Source organism: Pseudarthrobacter sp. O4 (assembly GCF_050157025.1).
GTDB lineage: Bacteria > Actinomycetota > Actinomycetes > Actinomycetales > Micrococcaceae > Arthrobacter.
Genome location: NZ_CP189591.1, coordinates 3,551,023 through 3,576,935, shown reverse-complemented (window position 1 = coordinate 3,576,935; position 25,913 = coordinate 3,551,023). Strand labels below are relative to the sequence as shown.

The following is a 25,913-nucleotide window of genomic DNA, read 5'->3' as shown; positions in this document are numbered from 1 at the left end:
AGCCTGCCGCCGAAGGCGCCAAAGGCCCAGGCCGCCAGGAAGTAGCCATGCCGTCCCCGGAAGCAACCGCCCGACGCCAGGCTCCGCAAAGAGTCAACACCCTGGTGATCGGTGCAGGCCAGGCCGGGCTTGCCACCAGCTACTGGCTCACCCAGCACAGAGTGGAGCACCAGGCGCTGGAGCGGCGCGCCACGCTGGGCGGGGCGTGGCAGGACCGATGGGACTCGTTCTACCTGAACACGCCCAACTTCTCGTTCATGCTGCCGGGGCTGACGTACGACGGTCCCGAGCCGGATGCCTTCCTCCCCCGCGACGCCGTCATTGACCTGTTCCGCGACTATGCGCAGCGGATCGCGGCACCGGTACAGCTGGGCACGGAGGTTACCCGGATCGCCAGGGAGCGCGGCCGCTTCAGCGTGGAGACTACCGACGGGCGCTTCACGGCAGAGAACGTGGTCCTGGCGAACGGTGCCTTCCAGCGCCCGCGCATCCCTGCCGCGTCCGCCGGCCTCCCCGGGTGTGTGCACCAGCTCCACAGCCACGACTACCGCAACCCGCAGCAGCTGCCTGACGGCGCCGTGCTGGTGGTGGGCACCGGGCAGTCTGGCGGCCAGATCACCGAGGACTTGCTGGCCGCCGGCCGCGAGGTTCATTTGTCCGTTTCCGCATGCCCGGAGGCACCGCGCAGGTACCGCGGCCAGGACACCTTCTACTGGATCCTGCAGATCAACCTGGACGGGCCCGCGTACGGCATCAACGGACTCCAAGTGGAGCATCTCCCCTCCCCCGCCGCCCGCTTCATGTGCAATCCGCTGGTCCCGGCAACGATGGCGGCCACAGCATACACCTGCGGGAACTGGGCCGCCGCGGCGTGCGGCTTCACGGCCGCTTTGAGGGAGCGGACGACGGCGTACTCGCCTTCAGCGACGACCTCCCCGGACGCCTGGAGATGGTGGAAGCCGGGTTCGGCCAGCGCCTGAAGCTGATGGCGGACGCATACATCGAGGCGGCGGGCATCGACGCGCCGGCCGCCGAACCGACCCAGGACGATCCGTGGCTTCCCGGGGAGTCCGGCGCGCGGCTGAACTTGGACGCGGAGAACGTCACGTCCGTCATCTGGGCCACCGGTTACGGCCTGGACTTCAGCTTCCTGGACATCCCGGTGCTCGATGAATGGAACTACCCCCGGCACTCCGGCGGCGTCACTGAGGTTGAGGGACTGTACGCCGTGGGGCTGCCGTGGCTGACCAGACACGCCTCGGCGACGCTGGCGCTGGTGGGCGAGGACGCCCGGTACGTGGCCGGGCACATCGCGGGCCGGTGAAGGCGACGTTCCAGAGGGGTGGCTACCCCGCCCAAGGCCCGTCGAAGTCCACGGGTGCGGCGAGGCCGGCCGAGCTGAACCATTCCCTGGCCCATGCCTGGACTGACGGCATCGCGAGTTGCTCGGCAGCGAGCTCCGGCGGCCCGTCGAACACGGCCTTCCCCTCCTCCGCGAGGTCCCCGGTGCCGCTGCCGGCGAGCAGCCCGAAGAGGGCAGGCTGGTCCAGGAAGGGAAGCATCCCGCCGTCGCCGTCGGTCAGCACGCCCCAGCGCGAGGTGAACAGCGAAAACTCCTCCGGATGTTCGCCGTGGTCCGGCACGAGCGGGCAGGCTTCGGCGTCGAGCTGGATCCGCCGGTAGTTGGGTTCCGTTTCGTCGAGGGCCATCAGCTGGACATCGTCCAGCCACGAAAGCCACACCGCTGTACACTCTCCCAGCAGCGGATACGGGGCGGCGGCGATGTAGCCGGCCTTGCTCACGTGGGCGGAGTGGCCAACGGCGATGTTGCGTAGCTGCCCCCGGACCAGCGGCAGCACCGCGCTGACAGGCTGGTGGTAGTTGGCGAATTTCCGCCGCATCACGTCGGCGCTCGAATTCGAGCCGATGGAGACCACCAGGGAACGGGCTTCCAGCGGCGCCGCACTGGCTTGCACGAGGGCTTCATCCAGCCCGGCTGAAAGCTCAAGGGGCCAGAATACATCGCCGTCCATGACACCCGAGGCCACGGGCGGGTCCCACGGATACAGCAGCGGATCGAGATGGCCGGTGCCGCCGGCATTGCTCAGTCTCATGGACTCAGCCGGGAGAAGCCGTCGGCATCCTCCTGGAGACTAATCAAGGTGGCCCTCTTTCGTGGTCGGTACTTCCAGTGTCCCGCACTTTTGGGGGACCCGACCTTCGGCGCTAGCGTCGACTAGCCCGCGCTGCTTCGGTGAGACACCCCTCCTGCAATGGGCATTCTATGTTGGAGAACTACTTCAGGCTACCTTTCGACCCAGGCGCCTACGACTGCATCCGGCTGGCAAGCTGGCGATGGTTCGGGCGGTGTAAGCCATTTGCTCCGCGACGCGGAGGGGCGCTCTCGGACCTCATGTACGCGAATGCTCTGCCCAGCAGCCCGCGGGGTGCAGGTGCCAATCCCCTGGCGACCATCGGGCTGCAGTCCGACGTCACATTTGCCTACGACGCTGAGTCGCCCGCCGCGGCAGTGGAAGCTCATCTCAATGCCTGATCCCGGCGAACAAACGACAGAACGGGCACGGTCGCACCGTCACCTCGGAGGATCGCGGGCTGCCAAGGAAATTGCCGGAGTCAGACGGACGGTGAGGCCATATATCGCGTCCGACGTTGGTCCTTTCGCTGTCCATTGCTTCGCCTGTTGTAGATTTACGACTAGCAAATCCGCGGAAAACCCTTTTCCGGCTCCCATGAAGCACGCAAGGTAGGCAGTGGAAAATATCACAGGCGACGTTCAGATCAGCCCTTCCCTCGAGCTCGTTAGAGAGCGAGCATCTAATGCAGGATGGACTCCTGAAATACGCAAGCCAAGCGTCGCTGGGTTCACCTCTGGACCCCGGGTAGTTATACACGGACCCAACGGCAGGGATCGACGAAAAATATTTGTAGGTGAGCCGCGGGCAGAGATTCTCACACGTTTCCAATTTGAGAATTATTGCTTCTTGGGAGACTATCTCGCAATTAGCGACACCTCGCGAGAATACTTTGAAATCATGGTCCGCTCTCGCGCAGGAACACGAGAATTATTGGATTTGCCTGGCGTTACTTTTAAAAACAAGGACAACCCAGACTCGGGCGCGAACTCCGAAGTCGACGAAGTGGCCATCGACGAGTCGATAGACTATAGTGCCCAACAGAGCCTCGACCTAAGGGACGAATGGAAGCTCTCTATAAGTGATCCGAAACAAGGGTGGCAGGCAGAACTCTCCCCTCAAAGCGACGAGTTCTCCGCTCTAGTGCATGACCCCATGGCCTCCCCTATTCTGGGAACTGGGCGCGGACGCCCCTCTGTGACACTGAAACTATGGGGGATCAAGGCCGCGAATCATGATCAGGCGGTCCATGTGCTCGAGAAACATGCCGGCTCCCTTCTTTTTGAATTCGACGTTCGGTACGGGCTGCTACTGGAACTAACGAGAAGCAGCGTCGGTCGATCCCGAGGAGGTATTAGTCGCAACGTGAATCGCACTCAACCTCCTACGCTTCCGCGCTCTGAATATTCAAGCGAAGCGTTGAGTCTTTACAACTATGCGAGGGCGGCTGTGGGATTGCCCCTCCTGCAGTTCTTGGCCTACTACCAAGTCCTGGAATTCTTTTTTCCCCAATATTCGCGACAAAGTGCGTTGAAACGCATTCGGCAAGAGCTCGTGGATCCGCGATTTGATTTTTCAAACGAAGCCGACTTGGCCAAGATACTAACCATCGGAGCGGCCGTCGGGGGGCCCTATGCCAAAGAAGTAGATCAGTTGCGTGCCACAGTAGACGGCATCACATCTGAAGCCTCTCTTTGCGAGTTCATGGCCGAAACGGCCGGGCTATCCGAAGCAATGGCTGACAAAAAGCTCATAAAGGATGTGTCAACGATCAATTTCGAAAACCGTGGACAGTCCGTGGTCGACCAATGCTCGGCGAGAATCTACTCCTTGAGATGCCGAATCGTACATACCAAGTCAGATGGTCAGGGGACTGGCGGTCTCCTGCTACCCGGCTCAAAGGAAGCGCATTCCCTAAATTTCGATGTCCATCTCCTCCAGTACCTTGCGCAGAAGGCCATCATCGCCGGAGCTACAAAGTTATAGGAAGCTCTCCAAAGAGCTGGGAGACTGAACCCAGCGTCCGTGCTTGTATCCTCATAAATGTGACTGACGCACTTTTCAACATTGGCCCTGACGACGAACCGACTCCAAGCGCTGGTCCCCCGGAGCATCCGGTTCGAGACGACCAAGTGCTCGCCATCCGCGAAGCGTTCGCTAACGCCGGGATAGACAGTCAGGAACGTCGCCAAGATATCGCTCAAAGCTGCGTGGTTCGGCCCTTGGCTTCGCTTCGCGAACTCACAGCAGCCGAAGCCCATCGCGTTTTGAAGCGCATTAAAGAAACCGCCGCGGCAATGCCGGGACCCGAAGGAGCTTCTGCCTGGGATCTCCGAGAAGAAGACACCTGGATCGACAAGCTCTAACTCAAATCGAGGAAGCCCCGCGAAGCAACTGACGCTGCAGCCTCGTAGTCGGTCATGCGCTCTGCAACTGTTCGCATCGCTAGCTCCGGCGGCAGCATTTCGAAGAACTTGAGCTGCCTGACGGCCCGCTCATCAACGGTGGGTACCACTCCGCGGAAGTCCGCTCCGAATTCGGCTTTGGCCTCGCTTACAGCGGATGCCACGGCACCTGCGGTTGCGTCGCCGCGCAGGGCAATCTGCCAGTTGTCGTAGGCGGTGGTCGTTTCAAAAAGCTCGGGGCGGACAGCGGAAAGCGCTGCCGCTAGGACTGCGTTGCCTCTTGCGCCAGCCCAGGTCCACCATCGAACTCGGCTTCCTCCGCCGGATCCAACGACAGTACGGGCCTGGTCCACCCTGTTTGAGTACTCGTCCCGGAGTTCCGACATCATGTTCTCGGCCCTTTTGGTCGTTCGGACTCCTTGCGGTTCCGCACCGAGAAGCACACGCCTGATAGCGTCGGAGAGCGCAAACGAATACGGCTGCGGCATACTGGCCCACTTGACCACACCGCCCTGACTTGAAGGCTCAACGTAGGCCCGCCGGCGCTTCCAATCGACGTACGTCACTTCCCAAGGCCGTCCCCCCAAAGTGATGAGCCTCGGCCCATCCACCTTCCGTTGAAGCAGCATCGGGTCCACCGCCCCGACTTCTTGGCGGCCATGAAGAATCACCACTTGCGGGTCCGCCGTAAATACCGCCATCAGGTCCCTGTAATGGATGCGACCGTATCGTTTTTCGGCTTCAGGTCCTGCAAATAACATCCCGCCGTCCGAATCAAGATGGCCCTGGTTGAGCAGCCACTCCTGTATCGACTGCCATTCCCCCGGCGCCGCCAGTTCAAGTCCTCCAAACCAGGACGGCCACTGACGCTCGCCAATGCGCCTTTCTTGAAGAGTGACGCCGAGTATCTGCTGCGCGGCGACGTGCCGGGGCGACAACGGCGGCACCACAGGCTCGACGTAGCCCTCAGACCAAAGCAGCAGCAACCCGGAAGCCCGGAGGAACTCGGACTCCTCGGTAGCGAGGAACAACATGTTCCGCTTCGTCTCCGCTCGTCGGCCGGTTCGGCCCAGTCGCTGCAACAAAGAGGCAACCGTGCGTGGGGAACCCAGTTGAATCACCCGGTCCAAGTCCCCCACGTCAATACCGAGCTCAAGTGTAGAGGTGGAGACGATGACGCAGTCACGCCCAACGGCGAAGGCCGCCTCCGAGCGACGCCGGGTGTCCACCGACAGCGAAGAATGGGAGACATGAGTCTCGACGCCATTGTCATGGAGTGCCAGAGCCAACTCTTCGACTACTCGGCGAGAGTCGGCAAAGACCAAGCGCTTCTCGCCGCGGTGGAGTCCAGCGACAATCTTCGCCGCGTTCGAGGTGCTTCCCACGAAATCCAGGTCCATCTGCGGGGCAGCTGCCGCGCTGGTATCTGGAGAAACCACCGTGGCCGGTCTTCCTACTGCGCCTCCCTGCAACCAGTGAAGCAATTCGGGCGCGTTGCCAACCGTCGCGGAGAGACCAATTCGCTGGAGCGGCTGGCCCGACAATTTGGTGAGTCGTTCGAGAACACCGAGAAGGTGCCAGCCCCGGTCATCGCCGGCGAATGCGTGGACCTCGTCCACGACGACGGCGCGGAGATCAGCAAAGAATCGTTTCGGATCGCTGCTGGTAGAAACCAGCATGGACTCGAGTGACTCCGGGGTGGTTAGCAAGATATCTGGCGATTCCAGAAGCTGCCGGCGCCTCACGCCTGCCGTCGTGTCTCCATGCCTCACCGAAGCTGTGCGGCCCAGCCATGATGCGTAGGTGCCAATCCTGGGTTCCAGGTTGTTCAGCAGCGCCCGCAGCGGACAAATGTATAGGACCGATGTTCCGCGCCATTCCTCAACGGACATGCGAGACAGCAGCGGGAACATTGCGGCCTCGGTCTTGCCGCCGGCTGTAGGAGCGAGCAGCAGCGCGTCGTCACCTCTTAGCAGAGGTTCTACCGCCTCGTCCTGCAGCGGGCGAAGGGCCGGCCAGCCCAGGGAATTGACAATGTGATGCTGCACTGCCGGACTCAGCCGGTCAAATCCGCTCATACGAGCTAGAGTTCCAGCTCGATGTCACCGGCTGAGAGCCTGCTCGCGTTCTGTTCTACTTCACTCATGTCCTCGCGGGACAATGTGAGTGAGTAGTGCTGTCGCGGATCGAAGTCAGCAAACTGGTCGACGCGATCCAGCACGTCTCCCACCAGCTTCTTCAAGAAAAGCCTGGGCGCAATGCCAACCTTGCCCCCCAGTCCCCCAGCCACTGCAGAAGCCAGATCCTGGAGGTAGGCGTCGTCCACCAAAGCCCCGATGCGGTCGCCAGAGGAACTTCCCGCGGAGTACAGATCCCTCACACGTTTGCCCAGCTCAACCAAAGAATCATGGTTGAAGCCGGCCAGCCTGATCTGGACGGCACGAGGATTGTCGAAGCGACCGTCCGTAGCAAAGTCCGTGGCTAACCGCTGCGCCAGCGGGGGCAAACGTGGCACGCCGGAGGGCCCGTCGAAGAACGCAGGGGTGCCGGTCATGACAAGGTACAAGCCGGGGAACCTACCAGAATCCACTTCATCCATGAGCTGGCGCAGTGCATTCAGCGCTTTGTCCCGGACGTCGCCCCGGACCCGCTGCAGAGTCTCGACCTCGTCCAGAACGACCAGCAGACCAGGATGCCCTGCATCTCTCAGGATAAGCAGCAAACCCTGAAGGAACCCAAGCGCACCGAAATGATCGAGGTCACCGCGGACTCCTGCGACGCGCTTTGCTGCTGCCGAGACGTGCGGCTGGCCGCCCAGCCACGCTGCAAGTCCGTCGGCGGCGGGTGCATCTCCGGTTGAGACGGCGGAACGGTAACCGCGCAAAGCCTGCGCGAAAGCCGGCGTCTTGGCACTCACCGATGCCAATCGATCGTCCAGGAGCCTTGCCGTCGCGGCTTCGAGCGCACCTGCCCCGGCATCAGCGAGACCGGGCTCCGCCGCCAAAGCGTCATCTTCCAGTGTGAACAACCAGGCATCCAGGACGGAACGGAATGCACTGGGGGCAACCGATGCAGTCCGAAGCGATTCTGTAATCCGTCGATAGACAGTTTCGAGCTTGTGAAGGGGCGTCTCCGTTTCCGAGATCTGCACTTCGGCGGTGGCGAAGCCGTTCTTCAACGCCAGCTCGGACAGGTATCGGGCGAAAAACGTCTTGCCTGTGCCATATTCGCCTCGCACTGCCTTGACAGTGGCACCTCCGGACGCCACAGAGCTGAGCTCGTCGCTCAACGCAACGTGGAATCGGTCCAGGCCTACGGCCAGCAGGTCCAAGCCGTTGGCAGGAACGGTACCGCGGCGAAGCGCGTCAATTACCTCCCTGCGGCGGCGCGGCGAAACCTCGGCCGTCACGCCCTGACCTCAAATTGCTCGCGGAGCAGTGGTTCGTCGATCACAAGTGAATTCCCGTCCAGCCGCAGAACTGGGTAGCCTTCCACATTGAGCAGCTTCTGCAACTGTGCAACAGCGCCGCTGATGCGCTGAATCGGCACGCCGATCGCGACCGCAGCAGCATGAAGGGGCAACCGTGAACCGGCCGCAGTAACCGCAGCGTCCACGAAGGCTTCGATCTGACCATCGAGGAGCGTCACGCGCCCCGCAATTTTTCGTTGTGACTTATAGCCCGCGGTGGCCACGACGCGAGCCCCCAAGTTGGAGGGGTTCTTTCCGGCTGTAGGTGCGTTCGCAGAGCCCTCCAGCTCGGAAAAGAGGTCCGGGCCCTCGTCGCGGGCCTTCTTGCTTTTTGGCGGAAGTGGCACGGGCTGCGCCTGAGTGGTACCCGAGGAAAGTGACCACCACAGCGGTTCCTGGGGTGGCGCCAGCTCCCACCCTTCGGGGACCACTCCGTCCGGGACGAAGACGGCGAGCGGCACGACGGCTTCGGCCGGCGATCCTCCCCCGTGGTATCCGGCCTTGAGCGGCCCGTACCGGAGACCTTCGTCGACCGCCAGGATAGCTTTTCCTCCGTGGTCTAGAACGCGTGGTCCGGCCACGGCGATTTCGTCTTCACCGGGGGTCCCTAATGCTGCGCGGGACCGGGCGCTGGAGATCTCGTCAAAGCGCCGTTGGGTTCCGGCGCGCCGCTCGACGACGTGCCCGTGGTCGGCGGTCAGTACCACCGTTCGGCCGGCAGCTAGAGCGGCAGACAGAAGCGGGCGCAGGTGACGTACAGCGTCGTCGGTCCAGGATGTACCGGCGGGATCGCTGCGATCCAATGCGTCGTCGATGGTGTTCAACACGGATCCCACGAGGGGAAGCCCCTCCGTATCGGCGATGGCCGACGCCACGTCGGCAGCGAGCAGGTGCCCGGGACGCGAGGAATCGAGCGGCTTCTTGTGGAAGAGCACCGAGCCCTTTAGCCCGGCTGATTTGGCGACGGCGGCAAACCCAGTCCGTTCCTCGGATTGGCCGCCGGAGAGGAGTCTGCCTGTCAAGAGAGACGTGCGGCTGTGCTCGGTAATGGTCGGAAGCACTGCCAGTCCGCAGGCTCGTCTGCTGGTTCCCTTAGCAACTATCTCGGCCCATCCGTCCGGACGAGCTAAGACGCTGGCCATCACCTGCGTCGCGACGCCCGTGCTCATGCCGTCGAGGACAAGCAGCAAGGTCGGGCTTTGTCTCGCGAGCTTGGCGACCATTTTGGGCAGGATATCTTCGATCAGCCAGACGGGCTCACGCCCGGAGAAGCCCTCGATGCGGCTCGCGGCGGATGTGGCGATGGCCAGTTTTTGCGCGAACACGCGGTCATGTAACGTTCTGCGCTTCTGAGCTCTGACAACCGTTGATTCGATAGAGCGCGCCAGCTCGGGTTCGTCGATCCCTTGCGCAGCAGTGTTGATAGCAGCATCAACCCAAGCGTCGGTATGGCTTTGCCGTCGGGCCAAGGAAGCCAAATCATTGCCGTCGGCAATATCCTCGGCCAGCCATCGCTCAAGCCGCACCGCTGCCTGGAACGGCTGCCGCCTGGAGTCCTGAGCATCCTCGAGCCCAACGGCGCTCAGTGGGTGTTTCGTGACGAGATCCCAGGCCGCTTCCACTGACTGGATAGTCCCGCCGAGGGCGCCGCTGAGAACTTGGTATGCCTGATTGAGGGAGGACGGCAGCAGATAGGAGTCGTTTGCGAGTGGCTGGGCATTAACGTCCTTCAAGACGCGGTCGGCGGCCGCAAGTGCCGCCTGACCTGCGCGCCAACTCTCCGGGCGCGCCAGCATGTCCTTAACCACGCCGATGCACATGGCCCCGAAAGCCTGGAGTTCCGCGCCGGTGATGGATTCGCCGGCCCACCGGTGCTCCAGCCGCGCCAGTGCGAGTTCTGCCTGCGTTCGTCGCTCGCCCGCTCCAGTTGCCTTCGCAGACGTCAACAAATGGAGGACGACGCCGAGCGGCAACACTTGTTCTGGCTGTCCGCTCGTCAGTAGATGCAACATTGGGCGTTCGCCATCGCCGAGACGTGCAGCGAGCCAGCGGAGGACCGCATCGGCCAAGGCATCGCCCGCGTCACGACGAAGGTCACCGATCGTTGCGGCCGCCCCAAAGCCGGACGTCCAGGAGAGCACCGCAAAGGCATCGATCCCGTGAAACGGCAGACCAAGCTGCTTACTCGCCACTGAGCCGAGTGCGTGGTCGCGGGAAAGTACGCCGGCCGGCGCCGGCGGCCACCCGTCCTCGGGCGCCGTCCTAAGAAGCCCGTAGGCAATCTCCGCACGACTCCCTTCACGAAGCAGTGCACGGTCCAATGAAGTCGCTGAGAACCTCTGACGTACGGCGTCCCAGGGGTCAGGGTTGCGCAGCTGCTGCCAGACGAAGTGCGAAAGGATGCCCGGACCGAGATCGGACTCAGTCCGGTCGGTGAGAATCACCAGCCACTCGGCGTCGCGTCGCTGATGCAGCGCGTCCCGAATCGCCAACGAGGAGACGCAGTGCACAACGTCGACTCGTTGCCCTTTGTCTACGAGCGTTGCGGCGCCGTCCGGATCAGGGACCGCACGGATACCAATAACGCCGCCCTTGCGCCGCCCATCGGTCCCGCGGGCCTTAGCGACCATAGCTTGAATTGCGGCCGGGGTGACGGAAACAGCCGCAGTCGCCTGCGCAATCATTCGATCACTCTCCACTGAACCTCAACGGACTTGACGCCGGACGAGAGTATCTCCTGTAGTTGAACTTCCAACAAGCTCAAAGCATCTCCAGGCTCGAGAACTGTCTTCTCCCAGTGGCCAACTCGGCCGTCCTTTCCTCCGTTCGAGCCGCCTGTGCCGCCCCCACCTGGACCTGGTGGTGTCACTGCTCCTGCAACCCAAGCAAAACCGTCTCTGTCAGCCTTCTCAAGAGCCGCAGTAGCCCGGTCCGCCTGTTCGTTCGCCCGCAGAGAATCCCGAAGGTCGTCCAGGATGCGGCGCGCCCGAGCTGACCGCTCGTCCGCACCCGCGCTGCCCTGCCTCAGTGGCCCGAGTCGCTCCCATTGGAAGTCCCGTAGCCTTTGGGCAACAAGACTCGCCGATGACAGGGATTTGGCTGCCTCTTCGTCTTGGCCTGGCAGCTCGAGTCCAGCCAGATGCCGGATAAGGACGACGCCGCTTTGGTCTCGCAGCACGCCGACCAGTACAGATGTGCGGCGCGCCATCTCGAGGCGGTCTCCGGTTGAGATCTCGAGCCGGGAATAGGCGCCTTCGAGGCCCGAGACCAGAGTCTGTGATGGTTCGTACAGTGCCTTAGCGCGCTCCTGAACATCGCCGGACAGCGCAGCAACCGCCGACGGCGTCAGGTAAGGACGGTCGGCAACACCAAAGATCGTGGCTGCACGCTTGCGCGCCTTGTTCCATTCCTCAGCCGTCGGCATTGGCTGAGGTCGCAGCTCCATCCCCGGCTGCAGTGTGCCAGGCACCGGCAGCCCGGACTGTGGTGCCCCGAAGTTGAACCAGGCACGCTGGCGGAGCAGCCCCCACCCCAGAATCACCAGGTCAGCAACTTCCGGTCGCAGTCCCTGGGCTGGTTCCACGGCATCGATGACCGCGCGGAGCTGCGCCACAGTTACCGGGCCGTCTTCATTCACGCTGTTTCGGGACAGACCGCGTACCAGCGTCGGGCCCCAGTCGCCGAAGCGGTCGTCACCGAAGAGGAAGTGCGTCTCCGTGGCTTCGCCGACGCGGAGCGCGTTGGCCACGCGCCGGATGCTTCGCGCATCGCCTTCTAGCTGGACGCGGTGCTCAGGGTCGCCTGCGGCGCGTTCGAGATGCGCGACGACGGCCTTCAGCTCAGGTTGGCGGACTTCGGCGTCGGCCGGCTCAAACTTGGGGTGCCCCGGATACGTCGCATCGAATGCCTTCGCTACGAGCTGTTGAAAGGCGGACCCCAAGCTCGCGCCCACCGGTGGGGCAGGATCGAAGCCCGGGTCAAGGGACCACAGAACCTGGCCCGTGCCGCCGTCGTCCAGCAATGCCCCCATCTCTGGCGATGCAGCACCGTAGGCCTGCTGGATTACTCGAAGCAGGCTGTCTCGGAGCGAGCTATGCTGCGCTTCCAGAATATTGCGGGCCTGGGCGCGGTCCACCTCTCCTAGGTGGTCCGCATGGCTAGCCCACCGGTCACCACTGCCACCGAGCAGCCAGTCAAGGATGACCAGCCGGCGCAAATCCTTCATACGGTCTCCGGAGAGGAAACGTGGCAACCACAGCACCGTCCGCGAGGTGAAGTTTCGGGAACGAAGCGAATCGATGCGCTGGATGTCCTCCACCGACGAGTGCCCGGATTCATCAAACGGGTGGTCAATGACGAAGCGCCAGGCGCCCGCACCAGCCTGGAGACGGTCCTCAGTAATGTCCCCGGCGTCCCGGACATTACCGAAGATGATTTCAATTTCGCGCTTGGAGCCGCGCCAGACGACGCTATGACGATGGGCTCCGCTGATATCCGGTGAGCCGAGATCAATTCCCAGGCTCTCCGTGATCAAGGCACGAAGCAGCTCGCGCTGCCTGCCCGCGTTATCTTCTCCCTTGGCACGCTCCACGATGGATTCGTAGTCCACGTCCGAAAGCTGGACCCGAATGACAGGATTACGAGGATCCGCATCCACGTGAATTTCAGGAACGTGGCGTGCCCAGTCGCGAACTTTGGACAGCACAACTCCTGCTTCACCTCCGCGCAATGGGGACACGATAGAACCGTGGTTAAGCGATGCCAGGCGTGCGGCGGTGAGTCCCTTCAGTGCCGGGACCTTGGGCGCAACAGCGGAAAGCAGTAGTGTCTTAGCCAGCCGGTCGTCGGCGAGATAGCCACTGGTGATACGGTCCGGCTTACCGAGATCCGTCTGCGCCAAGCCATGAACCCGCAAGATAAGGGGACGGAGCTTCTCCTGATAGAGCTGGGTCGCCGAACGGAACAGGGCGGCAGCCTGCGGGTCGAGGACAGCGTCACCTTTGCCCTGGACGATGTAGTCGAAAGCGTCGCCCACCGGGATAACGTCATCAATTGTTAGCGCGTTGCGCCGGTCAACCAGCATCTGCTGCATGACCTTCAACGCGGTCCTGTCCCTTTGCATGACGCTGGATAGGGAGCGCAGTGTGGACACCAGCGCGGGCGAGAACGGGTAAGTCATCCGGAAGGCGGCCTCGTCCGATCCGCGGTGCTGATCGTCAGCATTGACCCCGTCCAGAAGCACATCCCAGACCGCGGGCGCACGATCAAGTCCAGAGAACGCATCCTCGATGGCATGGCGGGCTGCATCGGTCTTCGGCTTGAGAAGTCGTCTGCTGGCTACATACGGCAGGTTGTCGTCCCCCAGAACGATGGATGAGAACCGTCCTTCCTGGTGGCGGAAGGCTCGGTCCAGCGCTTCCTGTTCGCTACCGCTGGCACCTGAGTCCGCAAACCAGCGGCGGAGGTCCATTTGGCGAGCAACGACGGAAATGAGCGGTGCCGCAAGCCTTTCATATTCACCTTCGACGAGCTTCGTGAGTTTTTGCGATTCCCGGCGGAAGAACTCAGGGGTCTGCATAGCGAACGCGAGCCAGAGAACCAGTTCGTCGAGGAACAGGACGACGGCGTCGTAGCCCAGAGACTTGGCGTGGTTGGACATCGCTTCTAGTCCGGTATCCAGATCCACGTATTCGGCATGGCGGGCATACGACTTGAAGTAACTGTCAACGAGAGCGCTCACCAGTTCCTGGCGCTCCGCGCTCTGAGGTGCCGCTGCGCGGGCTCCGTCATAGCGGGCACGGTCCCAAGAGCTGGACCCCAGGAGTCCTGCCCACTCGTCGTCGCCGGCTTCGGAACCAAGGCCAGCAAAGAACGCGTCATGCCCCAGCCGCTCTCTCAGTCCCTCTGCATCGCGCAAAAGCGCATCTGAAGGGAAGAAGGCAGGGAGGGGTGCCTCCGGGTGGAGAAGCTTGATCTGTTTGATGTAGCTGTCAAAGAGCTCCTGCTCCATCGAATCCGCGTCAAGGAAGTGGAATGCCAGCGGCAGAATCTTCTTGTTCTCCAGAGTCGGATCGTGACGCGCGACGACGGTTTGCAGCTCAGGAAGCGAGCGTGCATCCGGACTGTGCTGGAGGAGGGCGTGGAGGACCGCCATGAAGTGCGATTTACCGGATCCAAACGACCCGGCCAGGAATGCGCCCCGGTTGAACCCGGTGCTCAGTGCGTTCGATACGAGTCCGAGCGCGGCATCGAAGGCATCAGCAATCGCGGGGGTGACCACATAGTCTTCCACAGCATGTTTAGCACCTTCGCCGGAAACGCTGTCGGTCAGACGAAGGACGTAGTCTTCGCTTCCGGCACGCTCTGGAATCTCAAAGACATCCCTCAACAACTCAGGCATTCTGCCTTCCCCTTTTTCGGTTCTCGTTCTTATCGCTCGCGCAGCTCATTGTGTCACCATAGTTCTGCGTCCGCGGGTGGGCGTTGCAGGCCGCCACGCTTTGAGCTGGTCCTGGGACCGATCGATCTGGGCTGCCCGTTGTTCGAATTGCTGGGTACAGAAGTCTGCCATGCTCACGCCATAGGCTGGGTCGATCTCGGCGTGCCACTGTTTCACCCACTGGACGAGTTCTCCCATACCCGCCACAAGCGGCACGAGCTGTTCGTCCGGTGCGCCGTCTGCGATGAGCTGATCCATGATGGCGGCCAGCGCTAGGAACTGCTCTACGTGGTTCCAGCCGGCCCACCCCAACAGCAGAGTCTGATCGGTGGACCGGCCCGCGTCCGGGTACAAGATAAACCGCTCTTTCGGCACATCGAGCTTTCCGCGGGCCTGCCACCAAGAAGGCTTTTGGAAGTCTTCCGATTTGTAGTTCGGGGGGACCGCGGTCGCGCCAACGTCTTCCCCTGCATCTTCACGCCGCTGCAAGTCCCACGTCGATTCCCAGGCCTGGCGCTTACGCAGGCCGGAGTCTTTGAGCCGCAGTGAGGATAAGTAGGGTACGGACTCGTCTCCGGCTAGTCTCCCGAGGGCTTTGACGACGTCAATGTCCCGACTACCGGTCCAAAGCGAAAGGACAGACAGAAAGTCAGGGTCTCGTGAGACTGCATCAGAAAGCTGGCTAACGCTCTTAGCGACAGGGCGGCCCTGCCGATCGAACCACAGCGACCGCTCCTCCAGACGGTCCAACAACCAGCTCCGTAGAGCACGCTCCCGCTGCTTCTCCCCTGACTCGGACGCCCAACGACGCTTGAATTGGGGTTGTTCCAATAGCCGGATTGTCGGGTTTGACTCAATAAGATGCAGTCGTCGCTGAACCAGCTGCCGATACGACTCTGGCCAACGCGACGGAACCTTGACTACCGGGCTGGATCCGTGGCGGACGAACCAAGCGTTACCGGGATCCTCCGGAGGCAGGGTTGATGCCAAGGCAATCTCGAAAGCACGCTCTCCAACTTCAATGTCGGGAAGTTCTGACCCAGCGATGTCGCTGTCGCTACTTAGCAGCCCGAAAAGCCGGTACGTCTCCCAGTCCAGTTCCTCCTGCTCCGCCACCATCTTCCGGAGAATCGATGACCGTTTATGGAGAGCATTCTCCATCACGGCCTCGTCCGGTAGACCACTTGCAAATGCCTCTTCCATCGTGGTCGAAAGCTCACGAGCGAGGGCATCAAGATTCCTTCCCCGTTCAAGTGGAAGAACAACGGGTAGCGGTATGTCACCGACGTTTCCGCCATTGAATTGGTAAGTTCTGGCCCACGCGTAGTCAGCTGCGCCGCCCTTGGCTTTGCATTTTTGCTTCAGCCAAAAGCAAATGATAGACGAGTTCAGCAATCCCAACAGGGCAAGATGATCGTCTTCTGTCGCGCTGGCCGGTAGCTTCACGACGGGAGCCGACCTGTTGAACACCTTGCCACCCCGGTCCAACACAAAATGATTGTGAGTCGCAACCTCCGCAAAGGTTAGGGTCAAGGGAGATGAATAGCGCGAGGCGACCCAGCGATACCATCCCCACCATGGTTTCCCGGACGTCTTCTGTGTTTCGCCACCAAAACCAGTTACTGAGCCCAATACCGTTCGGAGCGGCCATAGGCGCTTAGCCCACGGCGATCCCTTCGAAAAGGGAATAATCCTTGCGTTCAAATCGTACGGTACAAAGGCAGTCTCGCTCACGTTGACAGCCCAATCTCTCACGCCATCGCCCGAAATCACAGATTTCAAGAGGTCCGCTGGGATTCGAGACCGTCCGAGCTCAGACTGCGTACTGAAGAAGCAATCATCAGCACCGGGGAAGCTCGCAAATCCAATCTTTCCCAAAATGATGTCGTTGAGGGTATGAACGCCGTTCTTCGCCATTTGAGCTACTACTTCCCCAGCCCCCCCACCTGAAAGACTCCAAGGGTGAGTCGAGAGAATTTTTCGTTCGAGGTCAACCACATCGATCCAGTCATTGCTAAAGCCGGGGCTTAGGATTTCCGAGACGATGGACTGCCAATAGGGTCCGCCCCGCTGGCCAGACGATCGCGGCTCTCGATGCCCATTGCCCAGGACAGCACGCACTTTGGGTCCTACAGGTGGCTGGTGCCGACCAACAAGGATTACAGTCGGAGTCCCGTCCATGTTGTGACCTGGGATCCAAGCACCTTCACTGTCCACCACAAGACGCAGATCTTGGCGCGACAGGTAGTCCTCGATGAGTTTTGAGCCGAACTCGCGTTTCATGAACGAATTCGACGTGATCTGGCCCGTCCACCCGGCCGGCTGGGACGCTGTTCCGTGTTTGGCCAGGCCAAAGAACCGCTCCATGAACGGAACGGTCAGGGCGTACGTGCCCTTGCAGGTCGCGTATCGCTTGCGGTAGGCCTCGTTCAAGGTCTTGTCTTTCACCGTGATGTATGGCGGGTTCCCGACAACTACGTCGTACTGGCCAGGTTTGAGGATGCGCTTAAGCGCCTCGAGGTCCTCGGTGACATAGGAGAATCCGGAGAGCCTCGCGTCGGCGTCGAAACCTTCGAACTGGAACTCTCGCTGGACCTGCCCGTGGAGGAGGGAATCGCCGGCAGCGAGGTGGAAATCGAACGCCGGGGCGAGCTCCAGGGACTGCTCGCTGCAGGCTTTCAAAGCGGCGACTGTGAGACGGAAGCGGGCGATGGCCACGGCGAACGGGTTCAAGTCCACTCCATGAACCGCGTCCAGAGCCTTCTGGACACTAGCTCGCCGATCCAGCCCGGGTGCTTGGCGCGACCATTCCTCAGTAAGCCGCGCAAACGCGCCTAAGAGGAAGTGGCCGGACCCGCAAGTCGGGTCAATCAGCTTAAAACCCTCCAGCGGCCGCTCCACCAGAGCTGGAGTCAGGGTCTGATCGAGAATGAACTCCTCTACGAACTCGGGCGTCTGCAGGAGCGCGAACGTCTTCTTCGCATAGTCGGAAAGGTCTTGGTATAGGTCGCCTAGGAATCGGGTGGACAAATCAGAATCAGCCAGATTGTAGATAGGTTGTCCAGCGTCGTTCGTCCGACGCCAAAACTCTAGGATCTCCGTGGCCATCCGGCCCGAAGGCTGGACCTGCCACAACGCCGAATGCTCCCCCACCAGATCCGCAGTGGCCGGTAGCTTCATCAGATACTCCACCGGCTCAAGCAACCACTCCCGGTCCGTCAGTTCCGGATGTGCCCTGAAGAACACAATCTGCGCGTCCAACGCTTCCTGCCGACGTGCACCGGGACCTGAAATCCACACCGGTCGGACCAGAGCGTTATCCTCAGCAAACCGCACAAACACGGTCGTCAAAATCCAAGCGACCGCGGCCTGGGTGATCTTATCGTCCCGCCACGCCTGCCATGCCGAGGACGTCCGCTGCGCATCCAGCGCACCCTGGTGCTCTGCCTTCCAGCGCGACAAGTTCACATCGTCCTGCGCCAACCGTTCGCGCAGATCGTCTTCCAGCCGCAAGACGAGCTTGCGCAGATCAGTGGTCAGCTGCGACGAAACAGTCATTCAGAAACTCCTACGGGGGCGTGGTTGTCAGCATTGTCGGACGGATTCAGAAATCACGCCGTCACCTTGGCTTTGCGTCCTCTGAGGGGCATCGAGGGACGCCAGGCTTTGAGCTGGTCATGGGACCGATCGATCTGGGCTGCCCGTTCTTCGAACTGCTGGGCACAGAAGTCGGCCATACTCACGCCGTAAGCAGGATCGACTTCCGCGTGCCACTGATTCACCCACGGGAGTATTTCACCCATACCCGCTACCAGCGGAATCAGTTGTACGTCTGGTGCACCGTCTGCAACCAGCTGATCCATGATGGCTGCCAGTGCCAGGAACTGCTCCACATGGTTCCAGCCGGCCCATCCGAGCAGCAGAGTCTGGTCCGTGGAGCGGCCGGCGTCCGGGTACAAAATGAACCGTTCCTTGGGTACATCCAGTTTGCCGCGCGCCTGCCACCACGATGCCTTCCGAAAGTCCGTCGAGGTGTACTTGGGGGGAACAGGAATAGAGCCGACATCATCGCCGGCATCCTCGCGGCGTTGCATATCCCACGTCTGTATCCACGCTTCATATTTGCGGAGCCCGGAATCCTTTAGTCGATGCGCGGCGAGAAACGGAACAGCCTCGTCGGTCAGGAGCTGAGTGAGGGCCTTAACCACGTCAACGTCCCGGCTGCCGTCCCACAAGGACAGAACAGAAAGGAAGTCAGCGTCCCGGGAGACGAGGTCAGCGAGCTGCCCCACACTACGGGCCCCTGGGCGGCCCTGCCGGTCGCACCACAGTGGCCGGTCCTCCAGCCGATCAAGCAACCAATCGCGAAGGGCACCGTCCTGCTGCTTTTCCCATGACTCGGACGCCCACCGTCGCTTGAATTCCGGCCTCTCTAGCAGCTGGAGCGATGAGTTCGACTCGATCAACCCGAGGCGGCGTCGAACCAGACACTTATAGTCCTCCGGCCAAGCCGACGGGATCTCGGAAATGGGAGTTGACCCGTGAGCATCGAACCAGGTCTTTTGCGCGCCTGTCGTCGTCAGCTTCTGTCCCAGCCAGATCTCGAATGCTCGTTCGCCCAGCGACACCTCTGGTAAGTGCGAGCCTGTATATGTCAGGTCTTCATCGACGAAGCCATAGGCAAAGTAGGTCTCCCAGTCTAATTCCTCCTGCTCGGCAATCATGCGGCGACCGAGAGAATTCGATAGCTCTCGGGCAGCCGCAAGGCGGTCTGAAGTTGGGAGTGACTGTTCAGCCAGAGCCCGAGGCGAGTTGTCCAGTATCTGCCGCCCCAGACAATCCAGGGTCTGCCCTCGATCGTGGGAGAGGTTAGCAGCGAGCGGGAACTCCTGAAGTATTGTTCCAGTGAAATCGTATGTACGAGCCCATGCAAGATCAGCCGCGCCGCCCTTTGGCTGAGCTTTTTCCTTCATCCAGAAGCAGGCAACAGACGAATTGAGCACCCCGAGCAGACGAAAGTGGTCCTTTTCTGTAGCATGCCCCGGCAACTTGATTACCTGAGCCGAATGCTTGAAAATTTTGCCCCCGCGGTCAAGAACAAAGTGATTATGGGTTGCTATTTCGGCAAAGACGATGCTGAGAGGGGTTCTCAGTTTCGTAGCCGTGAGGCGTCCAAACTCCGTCCATTTGAGGCCGCTTTCCACTTTTGTGACTCGTCCGAACATCACATTGTTTGAGAGGTTGGTCCGATAGGGCCACAAGAACGTGAAAATGGAACGGTGACTAGTAGCAGAAACGTCAAGAGCTTTGAAATCTTCATCGTAAGGGAATATCGCCTCAAGCTCTTCTCTGAAAGAAAAGTCTCTAAGCCCGTCCCCCAAGACCATAGGGCGTAATAAGTCGGCCGAGATGCTCGCCCGCCGGTGCACATGGCCAGGTGCTAGATATGCATCATCTTCGAGTGTAAAGCTGACAATTCCAATAGAATTAACGATCTTGGAAAGTCTGTGAATACGAGCTGATTCGATCTGATCCAGCACAGCGGGCGCCTGCCCTCCGGATAAGCTCCAGGGATGACGAGCAAGCGTATCGCGAGACAGGTCGACAATCGTAACCCATTCGTTCTCAAAGCCCGGGGCAGACAAGTTGTTCGTCGTGGAGGTCCAATATGGTCCGGTTCCGTTCTGGGCCGTTGATCTCGACTCTCGCATGCCCATACTCAGAACTGTTCGGACAGTCTGTTTCACCGGTGGTTGATTCCGACCAATGATTATAACGGTTGGAGTGCCGTCCGTATTGTGGCCAGGAATCCAAGCCCCTTCCGAGTCAATGACGTGAGTCACGTCCTTACGGGGAAGAAAGTCCTCGATCAACGCGGAGCCGAAGCCCCTTTTCATGAACGAGTTCGAGGTGATCTGCCCTGTCCACCCGGCGGGCTGAGACGTGCCACCGGATTTCGCCAAGCCGAAGAATCTCTCCATGAACGGGACGGTCAAGGCGTATTTGCCCTTGCACGTCGCGTAACGCTTACGGTAAGCCTCGTTGAGCGTCTTGTCCTTGACAGTGATGTATGGCGGGTTCCCGACGACCACATCGTACTGATCGGGCTTGAGTATCTGCCTAAGGAGTTTAAGGTCTTCGCTGGCATAAGAGAACCCGCTGAGCTTAGAGTCGGCATCGAACCCCTCGAATTGGAACTCGCGCTGTACTTGCCCATGAAGGAGTGAGTCCCCCGCAGCTAGATGAAAGTCGAAGGCCGGCGCCAGCTCCAGGGACGTCTCGTTGCAGGCCTTCAGGGCGGCGACGGTGAGACGGAAGCGGGCGATGGCCACGGCGAACGGGTTCAGATCAACACCGTGGACCGCGTCCAAGGCCCTTTGAACCCGGGCACGCCCGTCCAAGCCCGGCGCATGGCGGGCCCATGCGTGAGTCAGCCTCGCAAAAGCTCCGAGCAGGAAGTGCCCGGACCCGCAGGTCGGGTCAATCAGCTTGAACCCGTCGAGCGGCCGCTCCGCCAACGCCGGGGTAAGCGTCTGGTCGAGAATGAATTCCTCTACAAACTCCGGAGTCTGCAGGAGCGCAAACGTCTTCTTCGCATAGTCGGATAGGTCCTGATACAAGTCACCCAGGAAGCGGGTCGACAGCTCAGTGTCTGCCAAGTCGAAGGTTGGAAGTCCGGCGTCGTCCGTCTGCCGCCAGAATTCAAGGATCTCCGTAGCCATCCGTCCCGAAGGCTGGACCTGCCACAACGCCGAATGCTCCCCCACCAGCTCCTTGGTGGAAGGCAGCTCCTTCAGATATTCCACCGGCTCCAGCAGCCACTCGCGATCTGTCAGTTCAGGGTGGGCACGGAAGAACGCAATCTGAGCATCCAGCGCCTCCTGCCGCCGCACCCCAGGACCTGAAAGCCACACCGTGCGAACCAGCTCGTTATCCTCGGCGAACCGGACAAACACTGTCGTCACAATCCACGCAACCGCCGCCTGGGTGATCTTGTCGTCCCGCCACGCCTGCCATGCCGACGACGTCCGCTGCGCATCCAACGCACCCTGGTGCTCTGCCTTCCAGCGCGACAAGTTCTCATGGTCCTGCGCCAACCGTTCGCGCAGATCGTCTTCCAGCCGCAAGACAAGCTTGCGCAGATCAGCGGTCAGCTGCGGCGAAACAGTCATTCAGGAACTCCAATAGCGGGCGCGGTCTTGAGGATTGTGTTTGCCTTCGTGTCGATCCAGATGTGATCAAAACGGACAAATTGATTCGGTGAAGTTTGCACGGGAACGCCGTCGAGCAGTGGGCCTTGATTCGCGGCCAGCTGCGGAACCACCAGCCAGACTGCCTGTCCTCTGGCCACGGCCAAGTCGCTCAGCCGTCGCAGAACGTGGGCGTGTCCGTACCTGGCTAGCGGAGCGGCTTCGGTGAGCAGAACCGGGCGCGGAGTGCCGCCGTCGTGCTCTTGCATCACGGCCTCTGAAATGGCCAGTTCGACTGCCGGAAGGGCTCGTTTCACCACGGCGGCGAGGCCCTTCCCGGCGCGGCTCTCTCCCGGCTGTGCGTCGGCTGCCACGAGAACATCCCATGGCGGAACTGCGCGTTCGTTGGCGAGACGCTTCATCTCGTCCATGAGAATGCCAGTGAGATCAAGAACCCGCGCGTTGAACTCGTGTTCGAGCACGCTGACCAGCTTGTCGATTCGATCCGCTGGACACCCGAGGGTGAGGAAAGAGCGTCGAGCCGAACTTTCCTCGAGGCGCCGGGCCACTGAGCCGCCATCGATGTCGTCAGTCTGGGACGCCACCACAGTCGGCATGTACGAATGAAGTCCCGTGGTGTCGCCGCCCTCGGTGGGACTGTAGTAGCACTGAGACGCCTCATCGAACTTCAGGCCCAAGCCTGCCCGGTCCAACAGCTCGTCGAGGGACGGCCGGCGCGGCAGATCCGGCAGCGCGGGGAAGCGAGCATGGACCCGGTCCTGAACTTCTTTGGGGCTGAGCCGTTCCCCGGTGCTGATTCCCTGGAACGTGAGTGCCACGGCCTTCGCCTGATCCAGATCGCGTCGGTAGAGTTCAGCCGCACCGGTGAAGGCGGCAGTCCGGGACATTTCCGCCGCCAGCCGGACCAGTCTTGTGCCCTCAAGAAGTCGAGAATTGTCCGCTCCTACCGATTGCACGGTGGGCAGGAGCCTCGTTCGCGCACGGTCTGCGGGGATGAGCGCCTCGCCGAATGAGCCTCCGATCAGGAGCGCGTCTGCATCCCTGCCTAGCGCCTCGGCAATGTCCAGGAGACCTGGCTCCCGTGCAACGGCGAGCGCCCGGCCATCACGACGCCGCAGCTCCATGGCACCAAGCGCTTCTTCAGCGCGAAGCTGTGCACGCCGTCGATCCACAACGACGCGAAGAAGTCCTAAGGCGGAGCGGCGGGCAATATCATCCCGGACGCGGGCGCCCGTGCTGGAACGAAGAATTTCTGAAGCCAGCTCATTGATGCTGGCCACGTTACCCAAATCTTGCAGCCGTTCATCCACAATCTTTTCGAGGCGGCGGAGAAGCCCCAGCGCCTCTCCGTCTTTGGCCCACGCCTTGTGGAGAGCTTCGAGAACCTGATTGGCTCGGCCGGAGGTCACCGGAGTCGGCAGGGCAGCAGCAAGCTGCGCCTGGGTGGCGAACGCGTCCGTGTGCCCTTCCGTGCCCAGGATCAGAGCCACCATCTGCCCGCGGCCAGGGGACCGGGTAGAAGACACACTGTCGGTCAAGATCTTGGCGATTTCCTCCACCGGAGGCAAAGCGCCAAGTTCCGTGCTGCGGTCCCCTGCGCCGAACCGGTCTCGCCATTGTTTGGCACGGCTCTTAACTTCTTTGCGCGTGGGCTCCGCGACCCCCGACAGTCTGTTGAGGCGCACGGCGTCCACAGCCGCCAGGTCCCCTACCGTGCGAACACCGAAAGGTTCCAGAGCAGACAAGGCCCGGGCGGATAAGCCAGCTGCCTCGAGCTCGGTCTCTACTTTCGCCTTGGCTGCGAGCTCGTCGGCATCCTCCGGCGCTGTGGTCGTTCCGTGGGTAAAGGCGCCCCGCCACACCGCGAGCATTTCCGCCGCCGTGTCGTGACGCATGCTCGCATCGCGGGCAAGCGCGCGGCGGAAGAAATCAGCAAGCGAAGCTGCTACCGATGGGTCAAAGGACTTGGGCTCAACGGTTGCCTCGTCCGGAACAGCTGCCGGGTTTGCCAGGGGATCGCCGTAGTAGGGACGGTGTCCGGTTGCCATTTCGAACAGCACGACGGCGGCGGCGTACCGTTCGGCAGCCGAGTCGAACCGCGGACGAACTCCCCCGAGAAACGGGTCAAGGTAAGGCGGCGTGCCAGCGTCGAGGGCGGCAGCCGGCGCCCGGGAAAGTGAAAAATCAAAGAGAACAAGGTGCTTCGCCTTGCGACTGTCTTCTCGGACGCCGAGGTTGCTGGGCTTGATATCGCGGTGATCGATGCCGGCTTTGTCCAGTGCCACGACGGCGTCAAGCAGGTCGGCGCCGAAGCGTTCCAAAAGGTCGATGGAGAGTCTCCCCCCACGATCTCGGATCAGTTCGTCGAGGGTCTGTGAGCCTGCACTCTCCAGTAACAGCACTGTACGGCCGTTGAGATTGAACGGTCCTTCAACGAGAGTGGCCAGGCGGGGGCCTCGGAGCCGTCCGATGACTTCGGCTTCGGCTGTCAGCCGGTCGGCAGCCTTGTCGTTGAGTGCGACCTTAAGCACCCGGTCAGTTTCCGTGCCGTCGGGTCGTGTGTCCCTGACCATCAGCCCCTGGGCTGTCGATCCCTTGCCGAGCCTGCGGACGACGGTGAACCGGCCGTCTCCCAGAAGCGTTCCGGGCACGGCATCGAGCGGATCGGTATCCGGTTCGCTATCCCTCGGTCCAGTCGTACTGCTGTCCAAGGCATTGAGGAATTCCTGCACCGTGCGCAGCCGCTCACGCGGGACCGGCCGGGTGGCGTCCAGAACCGCTTTGCGCAGAGCCTCGCCGACTTGGGGAAGAACCGGTGCGATGTCCAAGCCCCCCTGCTCCCGCAGCCGCTCCGCGAGTGCCAGTGAAGAGGCCGCCGGCCGAACCATGGTGACGACGTAGTACGCCAGGGCACCGAGCCCGAAGACATCCAGCCCCACGCGGTCCGTGGCAGCCGCACTCCACCGTCCTTCGGGCGCACGAAACGCCTCAGTCAGCCATGCGTCATCTCCCGCTGCAGACGCGACGGACGTCTGGTCCGCGCCGAAAAGCCGTGTGACGCCGTCGTCGCCTGAAAGGCCGGTCGCCACCGCTGCGGCCGCTCCCGCCGTTTGCCAGTCACTGACTTGCACGCGAAGGCGGTCTTTGGACCGTGCAACCCAGACAACCTTTGGGGACAGCCCGCGGTGCACAACTGCGTTGCGGTGCGCGTAGTCGATAACTTCGGCAACCTGCCGGATGATGCTGAGTTGGTCCGCCAGGCTGACGCCGTTCCTCTGCTCAGCAATCCACAGATCAAGTCGCTGCATGGACTCATCGAATGGATAGACCAGCCCCACACCGAGGTCGGACTCGACCATGTCTCGGGGTTTGAGCAGCCCGTCGTGGGACAGTCGGTTCATGACCCGGTATTCGTGTTCGGCGATTTTTCGAGCTCGGATCCGCTCTGCGTTGCCTGCCCCGGGGTCTGCCACCTGGAAGCGGATGCGCGCTGTGTCCTGCTTGACCACCTGGTGGTAGGCGCGCCAATCCTGCCAGCCTTCGCCCTCGTCCAGAGCGCCGTCCTCGATAATCCATGAGCCTGCCGTGCGCTCGCGCCGCTGCACGAGGCCGATCCGAGCCATTAGCTCGGCGAGGATGGCTTCCTGGTTTTGACCGATCGCGCGGTCAGCGCGGGGCTCCTCGAGAAGGAGGTCGCTGATTCCGGGAAGATTCGACTCGTTTTCACGTTCGTCGAGGCCGAACAGGTGCGACGCAGCGGTGCCACTCATTTCGCTGACCATGCCCGGGTGGTGCAGAAACACCGACTCCTGCACGAACGGAATTATCTTGCGATCGTCTGCGATGTCCACTTGTTTCTCGCGCGCCCATGACCGCAGCTCATCCTTGAGCTTGGAGCTGAATCGCTGAGCTTTACGCCTTGCCAGGAGGAGCGGTGATTCCTCGGCCCGCCGGCCGTCACGCAACCACTGGGTGTCGTTTCCGTACAGTCGGCCGGAGTAATACTTTAGTTCGATCAGGTGAAGTCGGCCGCGCGCAAGCACCAAAGCGTCAACCTCATGCCACCGCCCTTGGCTGTCCAGGAACTCGAAGTTCGTCCAGGCTCGGAAGGGCGTGGTGGTGGGCAGCTTCGACTTGAGATAGCGCAGCCCCTCGATCTCATGGGGAAACTGCGACGGGCTGACTTCAACCCAGCGTTCTTCAGTCAACGTTCCCCCTGTGGATTCGCCGTCCAGC

12 protein-coding genes are annotated in these 25,913 nt (G+C 61.6%); 4 read left to right on the top strand and 8 right to left on the bottom strand.

Annotated features, from left to right (window positions below; genetic code table 11):
• The first annotated feature begins 47 nt into the window (after positions 1 to 47).
• Together ACQCSU_RS16630 and ACQCSU_RS16625 are read left to right on the top strand one after the other, a co-directional pair.
• Positions 48 to 980, top strand: a complete 933-nt coding sequence (locus ACQCSU_RS16630) for a flavin-containing monooxygenase (protein ID WP_426976369.1) — start codon at positions 48 to 50, stop codon at positions 978 to 980.
• On the top strand, positions 950 to 1,324 hold the full coding sequence (locus ACQCSU_RS16625) for a hypothetical protein (protein ID WP_426976368.1): 375 nt from the start codon (positions 950 to 952) through the stop codon (positions 1,322 to 1,324). The genes ACQCSU_RS16630 and ACQCSU_RS16625 overlap by 31 nt, the downstream gene beginning before the upstream one ends.
• 22 nt (positions 1,325 to 1,346) lie before the next feature.
• Here the strand turns inward: ACQCSU_RS16625 and ACQCSU_RS16620 are convergent, their stop codons facing one another.
• Positions 1,347 to 2,114: a hypothetical protein gene (locus tag ACQCSU_RS16620; RefSeq protein ID WP_426976367.1), complete on the bottom strand. Its 768-nt coding sequence runs from the start codon at positions 2,112 to 2,114 to the stop codon at positions 1,347 to 1,349.
• A gap of 888 nt (positions 2,115 to 3,002) precedes the next feature.
• Here ACQCSU_RS16620 and ACQCSU_RS16615 point away from each other — a divergent pair.
• Together ACQCSU_RS16615 and ACQCSU_RS16610 are read left to right on the top strand one after the other, a co-directional pair.
• Positions 3,003 to 4,139 carry a hypothetical protein gene (locus ACQCSU_RS16615; protein WP_426976366.1) on the top strand — a complete coding sequence of 379 codons (1,137 nt, stop codon included), beginning with the start codon at positions 3,003 to 3,005 and terminating at the stop codon, positions 4,137 to 4,139.
• Positions 4,140 to 4,285: 146 nt separating this feature from the next.
• The gene (locus ACQCSU_RS16610; protein WP_426976365.1) at positions 4,286 to 4,519 is read left to right on the top strand and encodes a hypothetical protein; all 234 of its coding nucleotides are present in this window, start codon (positions 4,286 to 4,288) and stop codon (positions 4,517 to 4,519) included.
• Here the strand turns inward: ACQCSU_RS16610 and ACQCSU_RS16605 are convergent.
• From ACQCSU_RS16605 to pglW, 7 genes are read right to left on the bottom strand one after another with little or no spacing between them, the layout of a single operon-like run.
• Complete coding sequence (locus ACQCSU_RS16605) at positions 4,516 to 6,636, bottom strand: DEAD/DEAH box helicase (RefSeq protein WP_426976364.1); 2,121 nt, start codon at positions 6,634 to 6,636, stop codon at positions 4,516 to 4,518. The genes ACQCSU_RS16610 and ACQCSU_RS16605 overlap by 4 nt on opposite strands.
• 5 nt (positions 6,637 to 6,641) lie before the next feature.
• The gene (gene brxD / locus ACQCSU_RS16600; protein ID WP_426976363.1) at positions 6,642 to 7,967 is read right to left on the bottom strand and encodes a BREX system ATP-binding protein BrxD; all 1,326 of its coding nucleotides are present in this window, start codon (positions 7,965 to 7,967) and stop codon (positions 6,642 to 6,644) included.
• Positions 7,964 to 10,711: a BREX-2 system phosphatase PglZ gene (pglZ, locus tag ACQCSU_RS16595; protein ID WP_426976362.1), complete on the bottom strand. Its 2,748-nt coding sequence runs from the start codon at positions 10,709 to 10,711 to the stop codon at positions 7,964 to 7,966. The genes brxD and pglZ overlap by 4 nt, the downstream gene beginning before the upstream one ends.
• Positions 10,708 to 14,427 carry a DUF6079 family protein gene (locus ACQCSU_RS16590; protein ID WP_426976361.1) on the bottom strand — a complete coding sequence of 1,240 codons (3,720 nt, stop codon included), beginning with the start codon at positions 14,425 to 14,427 and terminating at the stop codon, positions 10,708 to 10,710. The genes pglZ and ACQCSU_RS16590 overlap by 4 nt, the downstream gene beginning before the upstream one ends.
• A gap of 45 nt (positions 14,428 to 14,472) precedes the next feature.
• Complete coding sequence (pglX, locus tag ACQCSU_RS16585; RefSeq protein WP_426976360.1) at positions 14,473 to 18,024, bottom strand: BREX-2 system adenine-specific DNA-methyltransferase PglX; 3,552 nt, start codon at positions 18,022 to 18,024, stop codon at positions 14,473 to 14,475.
• Between the two features lie 53 nt (positions 18,025 to 18,077).
• On the bottom strand, positions 18,078 to 21,638 hold the full coding sequence (pglX, locus tag ACQCSU_RS16580) for a BREX-2 system adenine-specific DNA-methyltransferase PglX (protein WP_426976359.1): 3,561 nt from the start codon (positions 21,636 to 21,638) through the stop codon (positions 18,078 to 18,080).
• Positions 21,635 to 25,885, bottom strand: a complete 4,251-nt coding sequence (gene pglW, locus ACQCSU_RS16575) for a BREX system serine/threonine kinase PglW (RefSeq protein ID WP_426976358.1) — start codon at positions 25,883 to 25,885, stop codon at positions 21,635 to 21,637. The genes pglX (ACQCSU_RS16580) and pglW overlap by 4 nt, the downstream gene beginning before the upstream one ends.
• Positions 25,886 to 25,913 lie beyond the last annotated feature (28 nt).

Bases quoted from the DNA above. Each gene is read 5' to 3' on its own strand.
- ACQCSU_RS16630 (WP_426976369.1), top strand. From the start codon at position 48: ATGCCGTCCCCGGAAGCAACCGCCCGACGCCAGGCTCCGCAAAGAGTC.
- ACQCSU_RS16625 (WP_426976368.1), top strand. From the start codon at position 950: ATGGTGGAAGCCGGGTTCGGCCAGCGCCTGAAGCTGATGGCGGACGCA.
- ACQCSU_RS16620 (WP_426976367.1), bottom strand. From the start codon at position 2,114: ATGAGACTGAGCAATGCCGGCGGCACCGGCCATCTCGATCCGCTGCTG.
- ACQCSU_RS16605 (WP_426976364.1), bottom strand. From the start codon at position 6,636: ATGAGCGGATTTGACCGGCTGAGTCCGGCAGTGCAGCATCACATTGTC.
- pglZ (WP_426976362.1), bottom strand. From the start codon at position 10,711: ATGATTGCGCAGGCGACTGCGGCTGTTTCCGTCACCCCGGCCGCAATT.
- ACQCSU_RS16590 (WP_426976361.1), bottom strand. From the start codon at position 14,427: ATGCCTGAGTTGTTGAGGGATGTCTTTGAGATTCCAGAGCGTGCCGGA.
- pglX (WP_426976360.1), bottom strand. From the start codon at position 18,024: ATGACTGTTTCGTCGCAGCTGACCACTGATCTGCGCAAGCTCGTCTTG.
- pglX (WP_426976359.1), bottom strand. From the start codon at position 21,638: ATGACTGTTTCGCCGCAGCTGACCGCTGATCTGCGCAAGCTTGTCTTG.